General features: G+C 31.0%; 13 protein-coding genes. 1 reads left to right on the forward strand and 12 read right to left on the reverse strand.

Features of this window, described 5'->3' with window-relative positions; genetic code table 11:
• Window positions 1-237: 237 nt before the first annotated feature.
• The 4 genes from D1815_RS16125 to D1815_RS16140 all read right to left on the reverse strand — a co-directional run bounded on the left by D1815_RS16125 (window position 238) and on the right by D1815_RS16140 (window position 8,163).
• Entirely contained in the window at window positions 238-4,392 is a 4,155-nt protein-coding gene (locus D1815_RS16125; RefSeq protein ID WP_240337524.1) for a hybrid sensor histidine kinase/response regulator transcription factor, read from the reverse strand.
• Window positions 4,393-4,496: 104 nt separating this feature from the next.
• Window positions 4,497-6,113 carry a sodium:solute symporter gene (locus D1815_RS16130; RefSeq protein WP_027394608.1) on the reverse strand — a complete coding sequence of 539 codons (1,617 nt, stop codon included), beginning with the start codon at window positions 6,111-6,113 and terminating at the stop codon, window positions 4,497-4,499.
• A gap of 365 nt (window positions 6,114-6,478) precedes the next feature.
• Window positions 6,479-7,327: a formylglycine-generating enzyme family protein gene (locus D1815_RS16135; protein WP_118388201.1), complete on the reverse strand. Its 849-nt coding sequence runs from the start codon at window positions 7,325-7,327 to the stop codon at window positions 6,479-6,481.
• A 113-nt stretch (window positions 7,328-7,440) separates the two neighbouring features.
• On the reverse strand, window positions 7,441-8,163 hold the full coding sequence (locus D1815_RS16140; protein WP_118388203.1) for a glycoside hydrolase family 11 protein: 723 nt from the start codon (window positions 8,161-8,163) through the stop codon (window positions 7,441-7,443).
• A 514-nt stretch (window positions 8,164-8,677) separates the two neighbouring features.
• On the opposite strand from D1815_RS16140, the gene D1815_RS16145 reads away from it, so the two are divergent.
• Window positions 8,678-9,709 carry a LacI family DNA-binding transcriptional regulator gene (locus D1815_RS16145; RefSeq protein WP_027394606.1) on the forward strand — a complete coding sequence of 344 codons (1,032 nt, stop codon included), beginning with the start codon at window positions 8,678-8,680 and terminating at the stop codon, window positions 9,707-9,709.
• Window positions 9,710-9,732: 23 nt separating this feature from the next.
• Here D1815_RS16145 and D1815_RS16150 read toward each other — a convergent pair whose 3' ends face one another.
• The 8 genes from D1815_RS16150 to D1815_RS16185 form a co-directional block, all read right to left on the reverse strand.
• The gene (locus D1815_RS16150; protein ID WP_081415661.1) at window positions 9,733-10,755 is read right to left on the reverse strand and encodes an aldose epimerase family protein; all 1,023 of its coding nucleotides are present in this window, start codon (window positions 10,753-10,755) and stop codon (window positions 9,733-9,735) included.
• A gap of 42 nt (window positions 10,756-10,797) precedes the next feature.
• Complete coding sequence (xylA, locus tag D1815_RS16155; protein WP_118388205.1) at window positions 10,798-12,123, reverse strand: xylose isomerase; 1,326 nt, start codon at window positions 12,121-12,123, stop codon at window positions 10,798-10,800.
• A complete protein-coding gene (locus D1815_RS16160) occupies window positions 12,120-13,613 on the reverse strand; it encodes a xylulokinase (protein ID WP_118388207.1) in 1,494 nt (497 codons plus the stop codon). Before D1815_RS16160 ends, xylA begins: the two co-directional genes overlap by 4 nt.
• Before the next feature lie 230 nt (window positions 13,614-13,843).
• Window positions 13,844-14,401 (reverse strand): hypothetical protein, encoded by a 558-nt coding sequence (locus D1815_RS16165; protein ID WP_027394602.1) that lies wholly within the window; start codon window positions 14,399-14,401, stop codon window positions 13,844-13,846.
• A gap of 130 nt (window positions 14,402-14,531) precedes the next feature.
• A complete protein-coding gene (locus D1815_RS16170; RefSeq protein ID WP_118388209.1) occupies window positions 14,532-14,834 on the reverse strand; it encodes a hypothetical protein in 303 nt (100 codons plus the stop codon).
• Window positions 14,835-14,873: 39 nt separating this feature from the next.
• On the reverse strand, window positions 14,874-15,605 hold the full coding sequence (locus D1815_RS16175) for a hypothetical protein (protein ID WP_027394600.1): 732 nt from the start codon (window positions 15,603-15,605) through the stop codon (window positions 14,874-14,876).
• Window positions 15,606-15,782: 177 nt separating this feature from the next.
• Entirely contained in the window at window positions 15,783-17,426 is a 1,644-nt protein-coding gene (locus D1815_RS16180; RefSeq protein ID WP_118388211.1) for an AraC family transcriptional regulator, read from the reverse strand.
• Between the two features lie 913 nt (window positions 17,427-18,339).
• Window positions 18,340-18,912: a type 1 periplasmic binding fold superfamily protein gene (locus D1815_RS16185; protein ID WP_118388213.1), complete on the reverse strand. Its 573-nt coding sequence runs from the start codon at window positions 18,910-18,912 to the stop codon at window positions 18,340-18,342.
• Window positions 18,913-18,919 lie beyond the last annotated feature (7 nt).

Genomic DNA, 18,919 nt, shown 5'->3' on the forward strand with positions numbered 1-18,919 from the left:
TATTATTATATCGATAACAAATGCGGTATTACATTAACAAAATCTAAGAACATATCCTTAAATCAAGGTGAAAGAAGCATCTATCTTATAGATGCTTCTTTCTGCTATGCTTTTATAAAGCATATTGATTACATACATTGCGTAACCTTCTTATAAATATGTTTAGTTAATTTCTAAAAAAGAGTGGAATTATGTGTTTAATCAAGCAACTTTTTTTATGCTTTTATACACATAAGACTATTCGTTTATTGGCACTTCTGTAGGTAGGATTCCAAACTGAGTTTTAAAACATTTTGTAAAGTAAGATGGAGAAGAAAACCCTACCTTATAACAAACCTCACTAACGTTAGTAGAACCACTTTCTAAAATCTGTTTTGCTTTTTGAAGTCTAATATTTCTCAAAAACTGATTGGCCGTTTGCCCTGTCAGTGTTTTTATCTTTCTATAAAACTGACTTCTACTAAGGTGAAGTTCTGAGGATAATGATTCTACACTAAGGTTAGGATCGCTTAAATTCTCATAAATATGGTTTAATACTTTTTGTATAAACTCTTTATCTAGAGATGTATTGTTTTCATTGATTTGGGCATCACTAACATCACTAAAATACTTATTAAAAACTATCTGTCTTATAGTAAGCATCTGCGTTAAATATGATTTTAAAACCCTCATATCAAAAGGTTTATTCAAATACACATCTGCTCCTGATTCTATTCCTTTTAATCGATCATCTGCCATTGTTTTTGCTGTGAGCATTAAAATAGGAATATGACTGGTCTTTATATTTTTCTTAATATTTGAGCAAAACTCGAAGCCGTCCATTTCTGGCATAATTACATCTGTAATAATGATATCTGGCACTTCTTTTTTGGCTAATTCGAGACCTTCGGTACCATTTTTTGCATCAAACACTCTATAATTATTACTCAATTCTCTTTTTAAATAGTTTCGTAATTCTGTATTATCTTCGACTATTAATAACCTATTGGTTTTTTGTTCTTCTTCTATTTTATTTTCTAAATTCTTATTATGAACGTTACCTATAAATTTTGTTTTTACTAGAATATCAGAAGTTTTATCGCTAATAACAATTTCATCTTCGCTGAAATGTTTCTTCCCTAATGGTAAAATTACTGAAAACGTGGTTCCTTGATTTACGATACTATCAACGGTTACTTTTCCTTTATGGAGTTCTACAAAACTTCTTACCACTTCTAACCCTATTCCTGTACCACCGTAATATGACTTATTTAGGTTATCCACTTGATAAAACCGCTCGAATATTTTTTCTAATTGTTCCTTTTTTAGCCCAGGACCAGTATCTGACACACTTATTTCGAATGACTCTGATATGGCATCCTGATGGGTTTTCTCTCCTTCTTTTATCGCTATACTAATGGTAATAGTTCCCCCTTCTGGTGTAACTTTAAAAGCATTTGATAATAAATTAAAAATGATTTTCTCCAACATTCCTATATCAACCCATACTTTTAATTCAGAAACCTCGTGTGTTATATTTAAATCTATCTTTTTATTTGAAGCTTCTACTACAAAATAGCTTACCACATCCTGAACAAAATTAATGATATCAAGTTCTATTGCTTTTATACTTAGTTTATTAAGCTCAAGTTTTCTGTAATCCATCAATTCATTAATTAACCGATATAATCTATCTGTGTTTTTATGAATAATTAGGTGTTTTTCATTTACTTCGTTAGGAAGATTTAACCCTTCGTTTTTAAGAATATCCTCTAATGGATTAATTATAAGCGTTAGTGGTGTACGGAATTCATGAGATATATTCGTAAAGAATTGTAGCTTTTTATTATGTAACTCTTCTTCTTTAATTCTTTTTTCTCTTTCGTATTTTATTAATTGTTTTTCCTTAATTCTATTTTGAGTTAACTTATTCAAAAGGTATATTCCGAATAGCAATAACAGAACATAAGATATCAATGCCCAATTTGTTTTCCACCAAGGTGGTAATATCTCTATTTGTAAATGCAATGGTGTTTCATTCCATTTACCATCGTTATTGGCTACCTTTAATTTAAAGGTATAATTTCCGGGATCTAGATTTGTGTATGTAGCACTTCTTGTATTTTCTACATAATTCCAAGAATCTTCTAGCCCTTCTAGATAGTAAGCATATTGATTCTTCTCAGAACGTGTATAGTTAATACCTGTGTAATCAATAGTAAAAACGGATTGTTCGTTACTTAAAGAAATACTATCAGTTTCAGAAATTACTTTGTTTAGAGGAGAACCTTCTTGATTAGGATATACCTTTTTATTAAAAATTTTAAAATCAGTTAAATATAAATTAGTAGAGCTACTATTGGTTTTGATGTCCTTAGGATTAAAATAATCTATACCTTCATAATTACCGAAATAAATATTTCCTTCATTATCTTTAAATGTTGCATTAAAGTTAAAATCATTTGATAATAAACCGTCATTAAAATTATAGTCGGTAATTTCTCCTTTTTTAAGATCTAACTTATGGATTCCTACATTACCACTCATCCAAATGTTATTATCTTCATCTTCAATTATCGCAGATACATTTTCATCTTTTAATTCATACAACTCGTTATACCAGACAAAACTATTCTTATTAGGATCGTATCTACACAAACCTGATCCTCTAGTGCCAATCCATATAGATCCATCAGTAGCTTCGTAAATTGATAGTATATGATTGGAGTTGGATTCATTTTGATATTTACTATTCATCTTATCTCTTAGAAACTCTACAGAGAATTGACCATTACTATTTTGTGTTACTTTATATAATCCATTAGCAGCTCCTATCCATAAATTATTTTTAGAATCTATTAGTATCTTTCGAATATCACTAGTATGGATACCATAATTAGAAAATTCCTCTGAATTATGATGCACGAAATTATTAGTAGTGGGATTATAAGAAATTACTCCACTAAAAAAAGTACCTATCCAAATAATACCATTAGCATCTTCTGCAAAACTTAATATACTATTAGAGGCTAATGCACCATCTGTGTTTTCTATTGTATAATTAACGAACTGTTTTGTTCCTTTTTTAAGCAAAAAAACACCTCCATTCCAGCTTCCTGCCCATACATTTTCTTTGCTATCTATAAATATGGTCTGAATATCGTAAGCTGTTAGGTTTGAGAATTCCTTATTACTATTTTTATTAATATGAATAAACCTCTGATCATCTCTATTGTATACATCTATTCCTCCTCCATCCATACTAATCCATAGTAATCCAGAACTATCCTGCACAATACCAGTAACAGATCCTGCCTCTAAAGAATTAGGATTACTCGCTAGGCTTTCTATGTTTTTAAATTTATCATATAATTTATCATATACTGCGATACCCTTATTATAATACCCCATCCATATCCTCTCATTACTATCTAAGAATAAAGACCATATAGAGTTAGATCGAATACTGTTTTCATTATTTTTATCAAAAAGATAATTTTTTATTAGATTACCATCTGCTTCAATATGAAATAGTCCATCATTTTCAGTTCCAAATATTACTGATCCATCGGCATTAGCGATCATTGACAATACTCGTTTTGTAGTAAAAGGAAAGTTATTAATCTCGTAAATAACATCAGAAGATTTTTTTACTCTATAGATACCGTCAGATATAGTCCCCAACCATATATTATTGTTATCATCGATTAACAGAGATTTGATAGGAACTGCTACAGATTGCTTTTCTTTTTCGGTATTAAAAACAGAAAGACTTAATGTATTTGTATTGGGATTATATATTCTCAATCCAAGACTAGTTGCTGCATATATATTTCCTTGCTTATCTTTTTCAAGATCATTTATATCCAGCAGGCCATTTTTGTGATCAATATCAAGGTTAATTATCTGTTTTATTATTCCCGTTTCCGGATTTAATGTAAGTAACCCTCTTTCAAAAGTACCAACAATAATGTTTCCTATTGAATCTTCGATTATACTACCAACCGCAATATTGATTTGATTAAAATCTTTTATTTGAGACACAATATCAATTCTCTTAAATTGATCCATTTCTCGATCATAAAGATCTAATCCATTTTCTGTACCCACCCAAAACCGATTCTTCTTATCAACAAACGAACTATAAATAAAATTACTACTAAGCGAAGTGGTATCCTTTAATTCATGTTTGTAAGAAACATAGTCAATCCCATCATATCTATGTAAACCTGCTCCACTTGTTCCAATCCAAATAAAACCATTATGATCCTGAGCAATTACAGGTACTGCTATTTTTGAAATACCATCCCCAATATTAACAAAATTGAAATCATTGGATTTTTGCTGTGTCCAAACGTAATTTAGACAACAACAAAAAAACAATATACACGCTATAAAACTTTTACTATTCATCATTTTATATTCCAGGGCTTAGGAATAAATATAGCATGTTTTATCATACTTAATCAATTTTTAATCTAGTTAAGGGTAAAGAACAAGATTTTATCAAAGCATTATCAACCCGTAAAATAAGTTAATATAGAAACTACTACTACTACCAATAATACTGATAAAACAATATCGGTAGGTGTATAACTATTTTTAGTTGCTTCTTTCTGTTCTGTTGACAATGTTCCAAATGCTAGGCCTTTAATAGTAGTATAATCTGGAGCGGTTGTAACTAAACTAGTAACTATACAGACTATTACCGAAAAGATAAACATGAAAATAGCCATATGCGCAAAATTGATAGTAGCAAACTGATATGCAATACCTGACAAATCATCTTTTACAATTTCCGCTGTGATTCTAAAAGCAGCTATCAAAAGACCAGAAAACAAGGTTACAATTGCAGCTTTGGAATTTACTCTTTTCCAGATTATTCCTAATATAAATACGGCGGTAATTGGTGGTGCGATATATGATTGTACACTCTGTAAATATTGATATAAAACACCTCCACCTATTTTGTTCATAATAGGAATCCATATGATTCCTAAAACCACTACCAATGCCGTTGCCACTCTTCCTATATTTAATAGCTTCTTTTCTGGAGTAGTAGGTTTTAATTTTTTGTAAATATCAATTGTAAATATCGTAGAACAAGAATTAAATACCGATGCTAATGAGCTCATTAATGCAGCCATTAATCCACCTGCAACCAATCCTTTAAGTCCTGTAGGCAATAACGTTTTAACTAAGACTGGAAATACCTCATCTGCTTTATCATAAGTTAAAACACCTTGTTTTGCTAAGGCAAAAGCAATAATACCAGGAATCAGAAAAATAAAAATTGGTAAAATCTTAAGGTATGCTCCAAAAATAGCTCCACGCCTACCTATTTTTATATTATTAGCTGCTAACGTTCGCTGAACAATATATTGATCCGTACACCAGTACCAAATACCAACAATAGTTCCACCAAATAACAATCCTGTCCAAGGAAAATCTGGATCCGACATCGGTCTCCACATATTAAAATGATCCGAACCTACTGTAGTCCGAAGGTTTTCCCAACCACCGACTTCTTGTAATCCTAAATACGTAATAATTAACGACCCGGCAATTAAAACTACGGTTTGTAAAGTTTCTGTATAAATCACTGCTTTCATACCTCCTACTATAGTATATGCTCCAGTAAAAACTACAATACCAATTGCACCATACCAAAAAGGTATTCCTAAGAGTTCAGAGACTACAATTCCCCCAGCATATATCGTTACTGATACTTTAGTGATTACATATCCAACTAACGAGAAAATCGATAAAAACCATCTTGACCTACTGTCAAATCTTTTTTCTAAAAACTCGGGCATAGTAAATACTTTACTTCGCATATAAAAAGGTAGAAATAACCAACCTAATAATAATACGATCCACGCGTGTAATTCATAATGTGCCATTGGCATTCCTGATTCTGCTCCTGTACCAGCCAAACCAACTACATGTTCGGATCCAATATTAGAAGCAAAAATTGATGCTCCAATCACAAACCAACCAACATTACGTCCAGCCAAAAAATAATCTGCTGTATCCTTATTTCTTTGTAATATCACCCAGATAGCTACCCCAATAAGTGCTAAAAAGTAAACACCTAATACTACCCAATCTAATTGTTCTAAGACTGATTCCATAAATCCTTTTTGGTTAAATATATTTGTATTATCTAATTTTAAATGATTCTCTGATCTACTATGTTACTGTAGAAAACATTTGCAAACCTATGAACGATTAGCAATTTTCAGAAACATCGTTTAACAAATCGTTTAATTTTTACTTAAAATTTTAAGTAAAAACCAAAACTATTATGAGGCTCATCAATTAAATGGAAGATTTGAAGCGAATACTATAAATTATGATGCGTAGAAAACTATATTTATTTAAGTATTTCGAATTTTATTTTTTTTGACAGTGATTTGGTAATAAAAAAGAAAAAGAATGTCTAAAACTCAAAAGGATTATATCTATTAAAAAGATCAGTAGTTATATTTTAATAATACTAAACTTTATTTCTACATACACGAAAACCTTGATCCGGACCGATTCCGTCTGCTTCAAAGTAACCTCTATCATCATTTTTGCAATGTAATTCTAGACCTATCCAACCACCACCTCTTTGCGAACGAAAATGTCCACGAGGTATTCCATCATCCTCGTACCAATCATCACACCATTCTCTAACATTTCCTGTTAGATCATATAAACCGAGTTCATTCGGTTTTTTAGAACTTACTGGATGTGTTCTGCAGTGATTTTGTTCTAAACGTCGATAATCCCATTTTTCTATTAAGATAGTATCTCCACTATTTCTCCAATACCAAGCTATTTCTTCTACAGTATCATCACCACTGTATGAATAGTTTTTACTTAACTGGCCTCCTCCAGCAGCATATTCCCATTCGATTTCTGTAGGAAGACGATATCCATTCGCTTTAGGATTTTTCTTAACCAGCCACTTTATACTATCGAACTCGGATTTGTTAAATTCATCCACGGAGTCCTTATAAATTTTATAATAAGGCAGCAATCCTTCTTTAATACTTTTTTTGATACAAAACTCTACACAATCATACCAACTTACCATTTCTACAGGTAAACTATCCCCTTTAAATCTGGATGGGTTATTTATCATAATATCCTTCCATTCCTTTTGTGTAACTTCACTTTTACCTATATAAAAATCATTAACAACAACATTTTTACCATATAAATTTGATTTTTTGTTTACAAAAGATCCTCCTTTTATTAAAATCAAATTATCATTTACATGGCTTTTAGAATCCTTTGAGACACACGAATAGAATAGTATTAAAACTCCTAAAACAAAATAGAATAAAATCTTCTGCATGAAAATGTCAAAAATTAATTAATAATGCTTTTTAATGATTACTACATTTAGAAATAACAAAACATAAGACCATAGTATATTATGGCCTTATGCTCTAATTTTTCATGTACTTATTACCATATACTCGCATTGATTTTTCCCCATCCACCAGTGTACGACTCAATACCAAAGACTTGATAATCGAAATTTCTTAGGTTACCCCATTGAGGTTTGTGGCCACCATGTGCATTCCAATGATTAATATGTGCTTGCATATGAACTTGCTGATTAGAACCTGTAGGTGCATTCCCATGTTCGCTTATGTATTGATAAAAAGTTTTAGTTCCTAAAATCGAAGGAGCATTGGATCTTAGTTGTTTCTTAAATTTATAATTCTTGCCATTTACAGTATAATTCTTATTCTGATTTTGACCCGTAATACTTCCTTTTTCTACAACATAATATTCTATCAAGGGTGTTTGGGTCCAACCGTACACTCCGACAAAATTATATGACCCCTGTAATAGTCCAATATTATAATTTATTCTTCTACCATTACCTGTTGACCATCCTTTTCCTCCGACGATATCTTGATTGTTTTTGTATTCAATTTCAAAATTTCCACCATATTGATTCGCATAGGGAAATCTTAATCTACCCCAACCACCTTCTTTATAAATAGTCCAAAAATAACCTTGATTATATCCATCGGTGCGATTGTCACTAATATAACCATTACTATCAATCGATTTCTGCTCGCTTTCTAAGTCTTCTAAGATACTAGATTGCCCTAAATCATCGGAACAACTAGTAAAGAACAGCAGGCAAAATGTTGAAATGCTTAAAAATGTTTTCATAATTACATGTTTTTAAATTAGAATAATTCAAAAAATCGTATTTTTTAATAATACGTCTGAATTTGTGTTAAAAATTTAGTTAATGCTCAAAATTATGATTCATTATAAAAACAATTGATAATTTAGTCCGTTTTAAATTAAATTCTACGAAAACTTTTCGTTAGGCATTAAAAAACTGATAGTCAAGCAATTAAATCATTAACTTTCGTTGTTACTAAATCTACATTTAGTAAAAAAAATATTTTTTAGATTCTTTCTTAGAAAAACAAATATTCAGAATACTTATAACTGACTTAAAAAAGAGAATTCTAAAATATTTGAAGCAATCTTTGCAAATTTTGTTGCAATTAGAATTACACTCTATGGTAAATTAAATTATTAAGATTACTTTACGAATAAGGTTGATTTACTTAGTTTTTGCGAATAATTTATTGAAATTAAAGATAAAGTTTTGATAACTCAAAATAAGCTGCGAATAACTGTTGCTTAGCTAAAAACAGTCTTTAAAACTAGTATGAAAAAAAAGAGAATTACATTAAAAGATATTGCTAAAGAATTCAATGTGTCTATTGCTACGGTTTCTAAAGCTCTAAATGATAGTTATGAAATTAGTAATAGAACTAAATCTATGATTCAGGAATATGCTAATGAACTACAATATAAATCGAATCAAAGCAATTTTACTTATGAAAAACAAAAAAACACCAAAACTATTGGAGTAATTATACCCAATATGCTTAACCATTTTTTTACCAAAGTTTTTGTTGGTATCGAAAAAATAACAACTGAAAAAGGATATAATTTAATTACTTGTATTTCTAATGAATCTCGTGAGAAAGAAGTTACTGCTATGGAACTCTTAAAGAATTCTGATTTAGATGGATTCATATTATCAATCGCAGAAGAGACTCAGGTAAAAAAAGATTTTAATCATTTTAAAAATGCGATAGATCAAGGGATTCCTATTGTTATGATTGATAGAGTTACTGACGAAATCGAATGTGATAAAGTTATTGTAAATGATGATGAAGGAGCATTCAATGCCGTTAATTATTTCATTAAAACAGGTTGCAGAAATATTGCCATTGTTTCTAATATACATCAACTTAGTGTGGGAAAACATCGATTAGAAGGGTACAAGAGAGCCCTTATAGAAGCCAATATTCCTATTGATGAAGATTTAATACTTAAGGTCGATGAATTTAATGATATAGATACCTTACTAAAAATAGTTCTTGATGCTAAAAAAGTAGATGCCATTTTATGTCTAGAAGAAGATTCTGCAATTAGTACGCTTAAGATGGTGTTATATAAAGGATATAAAGTGCCAGAAGATATTTCGATTATTGGTTTTACCAATGGTGTTCTTCCACGTCATGTAACACCAGCAATAACTACGATAAGTCAGCATAGTACTTATCTAGGAGAAGCTGCTGCAAAAATACTTATAGACAAAATAGAAAATGAAAATATCGAAACGTCATATACAACCAAAGTAATAAAAACAAATCTCATAGAAAGAGATTCTACAAAACGCCTACACTAATAGGGTAGGAGCACTCGTTTTCTTTAAACAACAGAAAACTTAAAAACACTTTTATTCTCATAGTGTTTCCCCGCTTTTAGCAACGAAGAGGGAAAGTGTTTATGATTAGGTGCATCAGGATAATTCTGAGTTTCGAAACAAATAGCAGGAAAACGATCATATTTTACCTGATCTTTAAAATTCCAATCCGGAAAATTTTCTGGTGTAAAAATTACAACAGCTGGTTGGTTTGTCTTTACTTCCATTTTTAAACCACTTACTGAGGACTCTAAGCTGATTCTATTATGGCTACTTTTGTTCATATTAAAAATAAAAGTATCATCGATATGACCTGAATTTATTAATCTTCGCAAAGAGGTTGAAGTTAAGAAATCGAATTTGGTTCCTGTTACAGATTTTGTTTTTCCAGTTGGTAATTGTTTCGTATCAACTTCTAAATATTCGGGGCAATCTAATAATAATGTATGATCTAAAATCCCTCCGGAACCATTGAGGTTAAAATACGCATGGTTGGTAAGATTTACTACAGTATCAAGATCAGAAACAGCTTTATAAGTGATAGTTAAATCATTATCTTCTGACAAATGATATATTGCTTTCACCTCTAAATTCCCTGGATATCCTTCTTCCAAATGCCTACTGTTATAAGAAAAGATAGCCATATTGGTATTGTGATTAATTGAATCTACTTTCCAAAACTTTTTATCAAAGCCTTCACGTCCACCATGTAAATGAACTCCATTATTTTGATGTATTTCGTATTTATAGCCGTTAATCTCAAAATCTCCATTACTAATTCTACCTGCATATCTTCCTATTGAGGCTCCCAAAAACTTAGCACTTGGGTGATACGATACTTCTTTATATTCATCTACAGTCTCTAGCCCCAAAACTACATTAACCAATTGATTTTCTTTATTAGGAATCTCTAAGCTTACAATTGATGCTCCATAATTAGTGAGTTTTAATCTAGCTCCATTGGTATTTTGCAATGTAATAGCAACACAAATTGTATCCTTTGCGACATCCCCAGTTTTTTGAGTCATAATAATTTATGGTATTATAGTTTTAAGGCTACTATAAACTGACTAAATATACTGATTAATAATGTTTTCGAACAATTCCTGTTTACCACTTTGCAAAGAAAGTTCACCATTATTAATAGCTATTTCATATAAGTCTTTTAATTGCAATGTTCCACTTTCAAATTCTTTACCTTTTCCTGTATCAAATGAATTATAACGTTGCTGTCTTAATTTTTCATAGGAAGACGAAGTAATAATCTTGTCTGCTGTAATTAGAGCTCTGGCAAAAACATCTGCTCCCCCAATATGTGCTAAAAACACATCTTCCATATCTGTAGAATTTCGTCTTATTTTTGCATCAAAGTTAACGCCTCCACCTTGAAGTCCTCCTGCCTTTATGAACACCAACATAGCTTCTGTAGTTTCTAAAATACTATTAGGAAACTGATCAGTATCCCATCCATTTTGATAATCACCTCTATTAGCATCTATACTACCTAACATACCTGCACTTGCCGCTATTTCTAATTCGTGCTGAAAGGTATGCTGTGCCAACGTAGCATGATTTACTTCTATATTAATCTTGAAATCTTTGTCCAGTCCGTGTTCTTTTAAAAATCCAATTGATGTCGCTGTATCAAAATCATATTGATGTTTTGTTGGTTCCATTGGTTTTGGCTCAATAAAAAATGTTCCTTTAAAACCTTGTGCTCTAGCATAATCTCTTGATATTGTTAAAAACCGTGCCAAATGTTCTAATTCTCTCTTCATATCTGTATTAAGCAAAGACATATAGCCTTCTCTACCACCCCAAAAAACATAGTTTTCCCCGTCTAATGCTATTGTGGCATCTAAAGCTAATTTAACCTGAGCTCCAGCTCTAGCCAGTACATTAAAATCAGGATTTGTGGCAGCTCCATTCATGTATCTTGGGTTCGAAAAACAATTAGCTGTACCCCATAATAATTTGATACCTGATTCTTTCTTTTTTTCTTTTATATACTCTGTGATTGTAGCCAATCTTTTTTCTGACTCAGCAAATGTTGGAGCTTCTTGTACCAAATCAAAATCATGAAAACAAAAATAATCAAACCCCATCTTACTAATAAACTCAAATGCTGCATCTGCTTTATCTTTTGCTGCCTGAATAGGGTCTGACGACTTATCCCAAGAAAAATTCTGAGTTCCCCAACCAAATGGATCAGCACCTTGACCACAGAAAGTATGCCAATACGCAATAGCAAATTTAAAATGCTCTCTTAACGTTTTTCCTGCTACAATCCTTTCTGGATCATAATATTTAAATGCTAATGGATTGTCAGATTCTTTTCCTTCAAATTTAATTTCATCAATCCCTTTAAAGTATTCTTGGTTTCCTAGTACAATCATTTTTTATCTATTAAAATTCTATTAAGTTCTTTTTTCCAATTCTGATATGCCAACTGATAATCCTCTTTGTTCTGAAGAGGATGATAGGTCATTACTTTATCATTTTTAGTAATCATACCTCCAATATCATCGAATGTTCCTTTTGCCCATCCTGCTGCTCTTGCAGCGCCAACTGCGCCAGTGGTGTTATAAATTTCAATTTCTTGGTCGATTAAAGTAGAAACCGTATTAGAAAATATTTCTGACCTGAATAAATTATCATTTCCAGCTCGTATTACTTCTATATTGGTACCATCTTTTCTTAAAATCTCCATCCCATAAACAAAAGAAAATGCTATTCCTTCTAAAGCCGCCCTGCATATATGGGATCTCGTATGTTTATTTAAATTGATATTACAGATCTGGGTTCCTATTGTTTTATTATCGAACATTCTTTCTGCTCCATTACCAAAAGGTATTAACTGCAGATTATCTGACCCAACGGGTATTTTTGAAGCAAGTGAATTCATAGTTTGATATGAGCTTGTCTCCAGATTAAGGTTGTTTTTTAACCATCTATATTGGATACCTGCTCCATTCACACACAACAATTTACCGATTACAGGTTTTTGTTCACTGTAATTGACGTGAGCAAAATTATTATACTTTACAGGTTCTTTACCTGATAAATTATCGGTTACAGCATAAATTACTCCAGATGTACCACCGGTAAGCGCCACTTCTCCTGGATTAAAAACATTAAGAGATAGTGCATTATTAGGTTGGTCACCTGCTCTATAAAAAATGGGGGTTCCTACTTTTAAACCACTTTCTTCTGCTCCTTTACTACTAAGTTCTCCTTGATTAGAAAATGTATCAACAATATCCGGAATAAGACTTGTATCAATATCATAATATTCTAACAACCATTTAGCGGGTTCTTGTTTTTTGTAATCCCATAAAATTCCCTCAGAAAGTCCAGATTTTGTAGTGTTAATTTGATCAGTAAACCTATATGCTATATAATCTCCTGGTAGCATAAATTTATACGCTTTTTTATAAATATCCGGTTCATTATCTCGTACCCATTTTAGTTTGGATGTAGTAAAATTTGCTGGAGAATTAAGGAGGTTTTCTTTACATTTTTCTTCTCCTAATTCTTTAAAAGCTTTATTTCCGATTTGAACCGCTCTGCTATCACACCAAATAATAGAATTTCGTAATAGTTCGCCATTAGCATCAATCAAAACAAGTCCATGCATCTGATAAGATATACCTATTCCTAGAACTAATTCTGAAGCGACTGCATTTTCCTTTAATAACCGTTTACAAGCTTTACAAACATTATCCCACCAAAAATCAGGATTTTGTTCTGCCCAATCACTATTTACTGAGATAATGTCCATCTCATTTTTTGGTTCATTTATTGAGGCTATACTTTTACCGTTATCTGCATCAATCAATGCAGCTTTAACCGATGAACTTCCTATATCGAATCCTATATAATACATGTAGCATTTTCGTTATTGGATATAAAAATCTAAAATCTATGTTGATTAGAATGGATAAATTATGGATATAAACGAAAACTTGTAGTTAAATTTTCGTAAAAACAATAAATAGAACAACAATTACCTTCGTAATAAAAGAACTAATTAATACAGGTATATTCCAAAAAAGTTCTGGCTGCTATTTTTCAAGGATTAAGCCAGAAAGCTTAATATATTAGGGTATAAAACTTCTAAAATAAATCCCCGTCTTGATCACTAACTCTAATTAGCTCGTTTCCTTCTTTTAATACAAATTGTAAACCATGTTCTTCTTGCCATAGACAATTACACAAGATTTGAACGTAAATGTTTTCATTTCTCTCATGTCGATCTTTGGTAATAATAATTTCTATTGGTGTTATATGATCCCAAACTTTATTAGGTTCTGTAAGATCTAAAAGTGGTAACATTCGTTTCAATGCACTAATCATCCATCCTGGTTTATTAGATGCCATTTGATAGGTTTCTATTGTATCCAGATAACCTACGGCATCATTAAATGTTATCCAATCATCAAATGCTTTTTTAGTCGCTTCTATTTTAACAGATTCATCAATATTCATAAAATTGAAAAGAACTTGGTCTACTCTAATTGGATCCATTTCCGAGACCTCGGTAAAATCCAATCGATATAATACTTCTTTTTGATCAAAGAAAGGAGTTGCAATTGGTTGTGTAGTTATCCAATCGTTTTCTAAAGGCCAATTACCAATATCCTGCTTTAATATTCCTAATGTTTTCAATTTCATGAGACCTAAATTAATTACATATTGTTTACCTCAAATCTAAATACCTTTCTTTTACTTCTAAAGATCTTTTATTACACATTTTATTCAATGTTATCCTATAGATATTAGTTCTTACAATCTTTAAACGGATTTACCGAACAGATATTAATCCACAGTTATTACAATAAAAAAGCTGATAAAAAAATACAATGCCTAAAACAGAAAGACCTGTTACGATACCAAAGCGCTTTAATGCCGAAATTTTAGGAAGAAACATAACACTGCCAAATGATATTGTAATAATCATACAAATTATAAAACCTCCTCCAAGTATTATACCTTCAAAAAAACCACTCAAACCATCCGCTCCGTGATATGCAAAAAATGCATTATAGATAAACAAACCTAGCAAGAGCAAAGTAAAGACCAAAAAAACATAAAATGGAACTTTCATAAGTTAATCTATTTCACTTTACAAGTTAACATCTTATTACTAATTAGCAGAAATTTTATAATTTCTAATTTCATCTTGAATCATTTGAGATTTGAATTTCATTTTTTTATCTGGTGACACAATCTTTATTTCACGATCTCCTATAACTCCAAACTTACCTTCGAAAATTATGAATTCAAAATTCGTATAATCAGTATCTAAAGTGTTAACGGTAACCGTTCCTAAGTCAAAGCTTATTCTATAACTAACAATACTATCTGCTGGGTTCACATCTATTATTTTTATCCAACCATAACTTTTTTCGGGCAAATCCGAATCAGATACTGGCTGAATCAGCAAACCATAGTATTTATCTTCTATTTTAGGTAAACTCGTAAATTCAATACAATCATTCTCAAGTTCAATTGCATTTATATTATATATATATAAAATAATTACACTGATTGATATCGCTGTTACTACTGATAAAAATCGCATAGTCTTCCCATAATTGGAGTATTTCTTTTCAGCACCAGGAACCGGATAGTCTATCGCATACTGTCTGGCACTTTGCTTCATTTCATATGTCCAATCCTCTTCAGGCAAGTCTATACCATTGGACGCAAAGTAAAAAACTACTAAAGGCTTCTTTTTAACATTCACAGATATCTTAGAAGATACAATTCGTTTATATAATTGCACTTTTATCAACTCTCTTACTTGGTTATATGGAGAGACAAACTTACTTTCAAAACTTTTATATAGTTCTATATTCTCTTTCCTTCCTAACATTAGGGTATTCTTCTTTTTTAACCTGATCAAAATGCACACTTTTTAATCACATCATTATGCCAAGTCAATTTTAAAAAGAAATACTGTAAAAATGGTTCCATTTTATAATTTGAAACCTGTATATGTTAGGCTTGCTTTAACGAACAAAGAAAGAATAACCGGATAACCTCCGAAATCTTAATCCAACGTAGCGTGTGTGTTTTGATACTCAGAAGGTGTTGATCCAACAAGATTTTTAAAAACTCGATTAAATGAAGTTTTACTAGAAAACCCTGCCTCATACCCAATAGATAAAATTTTATACTGTTTATATTTAGGATTTTTCATCAGTGACTTTGCTTCACTTACTCTATATAAATTAATAAAGCTATTGAAATTTCGAAGAAAGCATACATTTAACACCTCAGAAAAAAGATGAACACTCATAGACAAATCACTTGCAATATCAGATTGTTTAATTTCATGATTTAAATATGGTTTTTTAGTATCCATATAATCCAAAATTTGTTGCATATATAATTTTCTATCTTCTAAATTAAGTGAAGAATTCTGGTAGGAGGTAGTGTTGGTGTCTTTTTCTTTTTTCGTGTTTTTAGCAATCCTTTTTAGCTTCACCTGTAACGCTTCGTTCTCATTCGTCAAAAGTTCTTTATCTGCCTTTAGTCTCAGAGATTCGAAAATAAGTTTCTTTCTTCTTTTTTTATATATAATAAAAGAGCCTATCAACAGAATAACTAATAAAGATCCTAAAAACAAATACAGCTGCTTTTCTTTAGCAAGAAATTCTAGTTCTTCTGTCTGTTCAGTTAATAGCTCAGTCTTTTCTTCTGATTCTAGTTCTAATTGTTTTTTCTGTGCTCTAGAAAGTGTATTGAGATATTCTTCATTAGCTTCTGTATAATACTTCTGCTCTTCCAAAGATTTTTTAAAATCTCCTTTTACTTCATATACTTTAGCAAGTAATTTATGGCTGTCCCTTCGTATTTTAAAAAAGTTACCAGCTATAGAAAGGTCTCTTGCTTCCACTAAATAAGGAAAAGCTTCTAACGGCTCATTATTGCGGACCAAAGCATCCCCAATTAGTATCAGAGCGTTAGCTTGTTGCTTTTTAGAATCTTCCTCTGTTATAGCAGCTAATACCTCTTTACAGTAAAAAACTACCTTATCATATTCTTCGAGCGCCAAAAAGTTATCACTCAAATTTAAAAGAATACTTATAATTGAGCTCTTTCGATTTAATTTCACTGCCAGATCTTTTGCCCTTAGGCTATATTCTACTGATTGGCAATATTCTTTTTTACTAGAACTAGCGTTTCCTAAGGCATTATAGGCGGTCAATAAATATACATCAGACTGATCGATTGTTGAAGCAATAGCAATCACTTGATTCATTGTTTCAATCGTCTTATCGTACTCATTTATTTTGTTATATAAATTACCCAAATTCGCTAAAACTGTAAGTTCAGCTCTTTTATTTTGTGGAAGTTTACTTAGGTTATCTAAGACGATTAAGTATTTTTCGATCGCTTTATCTAACTGCTCTACATTGCTATAATATATCCCTAAATTAACTAAAGCTTGATTCCTTAAATCATCTAATTCATGAGTATTAGCAATTTCTAAAATAGCTTCGCAGTATTTCTTATAAGTTTCAAAATCTCCTTTTTGATGGGCTTTTACAGATAACTGTTGATATTTGGCAATACTATCTACAGATAAACTGAACTGAACTTCCTTAATAATAGCAATTGTATCCAATTCATTTTGAGCAAATAAAGAAAGTGGGGCTAAAAAATATGTGAGATAAAAAAGGATGCGCATTTATTAAGAATCAAATGGTGATAAACTGAGGTTCTAAACAAATGTAGGGTGAATATATGTTTTTAGGAAATAATTTGAAGTAGTACACTTCTTTCTGTCAATCCAACAACCTAAATTATATAGACTTGAACATATACCTAAAAAAACAACCCTCAGGCTAACTACTTCCTGAGGGTCTGAATTGAAACTAAATTATAATATTTAACACAAACTCAACTTATACATAATTATGATTGTTTCAATTTTGCTGTTTTTTTGGTTAGGTTTTTACGCCGCGAATATAAGCTCTAATCTTCAAATTTCATTACGAATTTTGAGTGGTAATACATATTTAACGATGTCATAATATCTCATTAAAATCTTTGAGATTAAACCACTAAAAATCAACCTTTACTATATATTAGTGTCTTTTCTCACTAATTTGTTACCATATTATTAGCTATTTTTAATCTTAAAGCGAATATTTTAATAAATATTTGACAAGAATTAATCAAAGTTCGTACCGAACTTAATATTTTATGGTTAAAATTTTGAGACAAAAAATATCTTTGGAATTAACCTCGAGAATCCATTGAACTTTTTATTATCTTTTTTTGTATTTTACAACGATAAAAAAAATCAAAGAGTGTTAAGCCAAATAAGAGCATAAAATAACCCTTGGAATAAAATACTCCAAGGGTCTAAATTGAAACAAATCTGTACTAATAATAAAATACACAAACTCAACTTATTATTATACTATGATTTATGGCTGCTTCAATTATGATATATTTTATGTTATACTATTATGTATTTCTTTTGCTGGCAATCAAAATACAGGGCTCTTGAGGTAACTACTTCTCAAGAGCCTTGTCTTGAAAAAACGTTTGTTTTATAAAAACAAACTCAACTTACTTTTATACTTCTTATAGTTTTACTCGATAGTTAAATCAAATGACTGTGCAATATCTGTGTCTCCACCAGCATCAGCTAAGGTTCCATCATTAGGCTTTGTAGGCTCATGACGTAGTGTTACAGTGAAACTTCCTGTACTAGCATCTGTTGTCGTTAGATCAAAAGTAATCCCAACTGGGTTAGTTCCAGTATTAGGAGGATAATCTGCTTCTGTATCCGTATACATTGTTGTTGCATTTAAAGTACCCGCTGCTTCAAAAAAGAATTGGTGCTCATCAGCTTCTTCTTCAATTTCTTCGTTTACATTTTCTGCTGGTGTTTCACTCTCATTAAGTAATTCTACCTCTCCAGTATATGTTGTATTCGCTGATAGCGATCCAGATACAGTAATCACAGGCGCATTAGGTCCATCAGGTCCATCCAAGTCGCGAGATACTAAAGTAACTACATCTGTTCCATTAGTTAGGGTAACAGTCATAGTAGTTATAACTTCTTCTTCATTTACTACTACAGGGTTATCATCATCGTCAGAACAAGAATACATTAATACACTTGCAATTGCTAACATTGATAAAAATTTACGTGTGTTCATCATTTTA

The organism is Aquimarina sp. AD1, assembly GCF_003443695.1.
In the GTDB taxonomy this organism is placed as follows: Bacteria; Bacteroidota; Bacteroidia; order Flavobacteriales; family Flavobacteriaceae; genus Aquimarina; species Aquimarina latercula.

Excerpts from the sequence above, each read along its gene's own strand:
- D1815_RS16125 (WP_240337524.1), bottom strand. The coding sequence starts at position 4,392 with ATGAATAGTAAAAGTTTTATAGCGTGTATATTGTTTTTTTGTTGTTGT.
- D1815_RS16130 (WP_027394608.1), bottom strand. The coding sequence starts at position 6,113 with ATGGAATCAGTCTTAGAACAATTAGATTGGGTAGTATTAGGTGTTTAC.
- D1815_RS16135 (WP_118388201.1), bottom strand. The coding sequence starts at position 7,327 with ATGCAGAAGATTTTATTCTATTTTGTTTTAGGAGTTTTAATACTATTC.
- D1815_RS16140 (WP_118388203.1), bottom strand. The coding sequence starts at position 8,163 with ATGAAAACATTTTTAAGCATTTCAACATTTTGCCTGCTGTTCTTTACT.
- D1815_RS16145 (WP_027394606.1), top strand. The coding sequence starts at position 8,678 with ATGAAAAAAAAGAGAATTACATTAAAAGATATTGCTAAAGAATTCAAT.
- D1815_RS16150 (WP_081415661.1), bottom strand. The coding sequence starts at position 10,755 with ATGACTCAAAAAACTGGGGATGTCGCAAAGGATACAATTTGTGTTGCT.
- xylA (WP_118388205.1), bottom strand. The coding sequence starts at position 12,123 with ATGATTGTACTAGGAAACCAAGAATACTTTAAAGGGATTGATGAAATT.
- D1815_RS16160 (WP_118388207.1), bottom strand. The coding sequence starts at position 13,613 with ATGTATTATATAGGATTCGATATAGGAAGTTCATCGGTTAAAGCTGCA.
- D1815_RS16165 (WP_027394602.1), bottom strand. The coding sequence starts at position 14,401 with ATGAAATTGAAAACATTAGGAATATTAAAGCAGGATATTGGTAATTGG.
- D1815_RS16170 (WP_118388209.1), bottom strand. The coding sequence starts at position 14,834 with ATGAAAGTTCCATTTTATGTTTTTTTGGTCTTTACTTTGCTCTTGCTA.
- D1815_RS16175 (WP_027394600.1), bottom strand. The coding sequence starts at position 15,605 with ATGTTAGGAAGGAAAGAGAATATAGAACTATATAAAAGTTTTGAAAGT.
- D1815_RS16180 (WP_118388211.1), bottom strand. The coding sequence starts at position 17,426 with ATGCGCATCCTTTTTTATCTCACATATTTTTTAGCCCCACTTTCTTTA.
- D1815_RS16185 (WP_118388213.1), bottom strand. The coding sequence starts at position 18,912 with ATGAACACACGTAAATTTTTATCAATGTTAGCAATTGCAAGTGTATTA.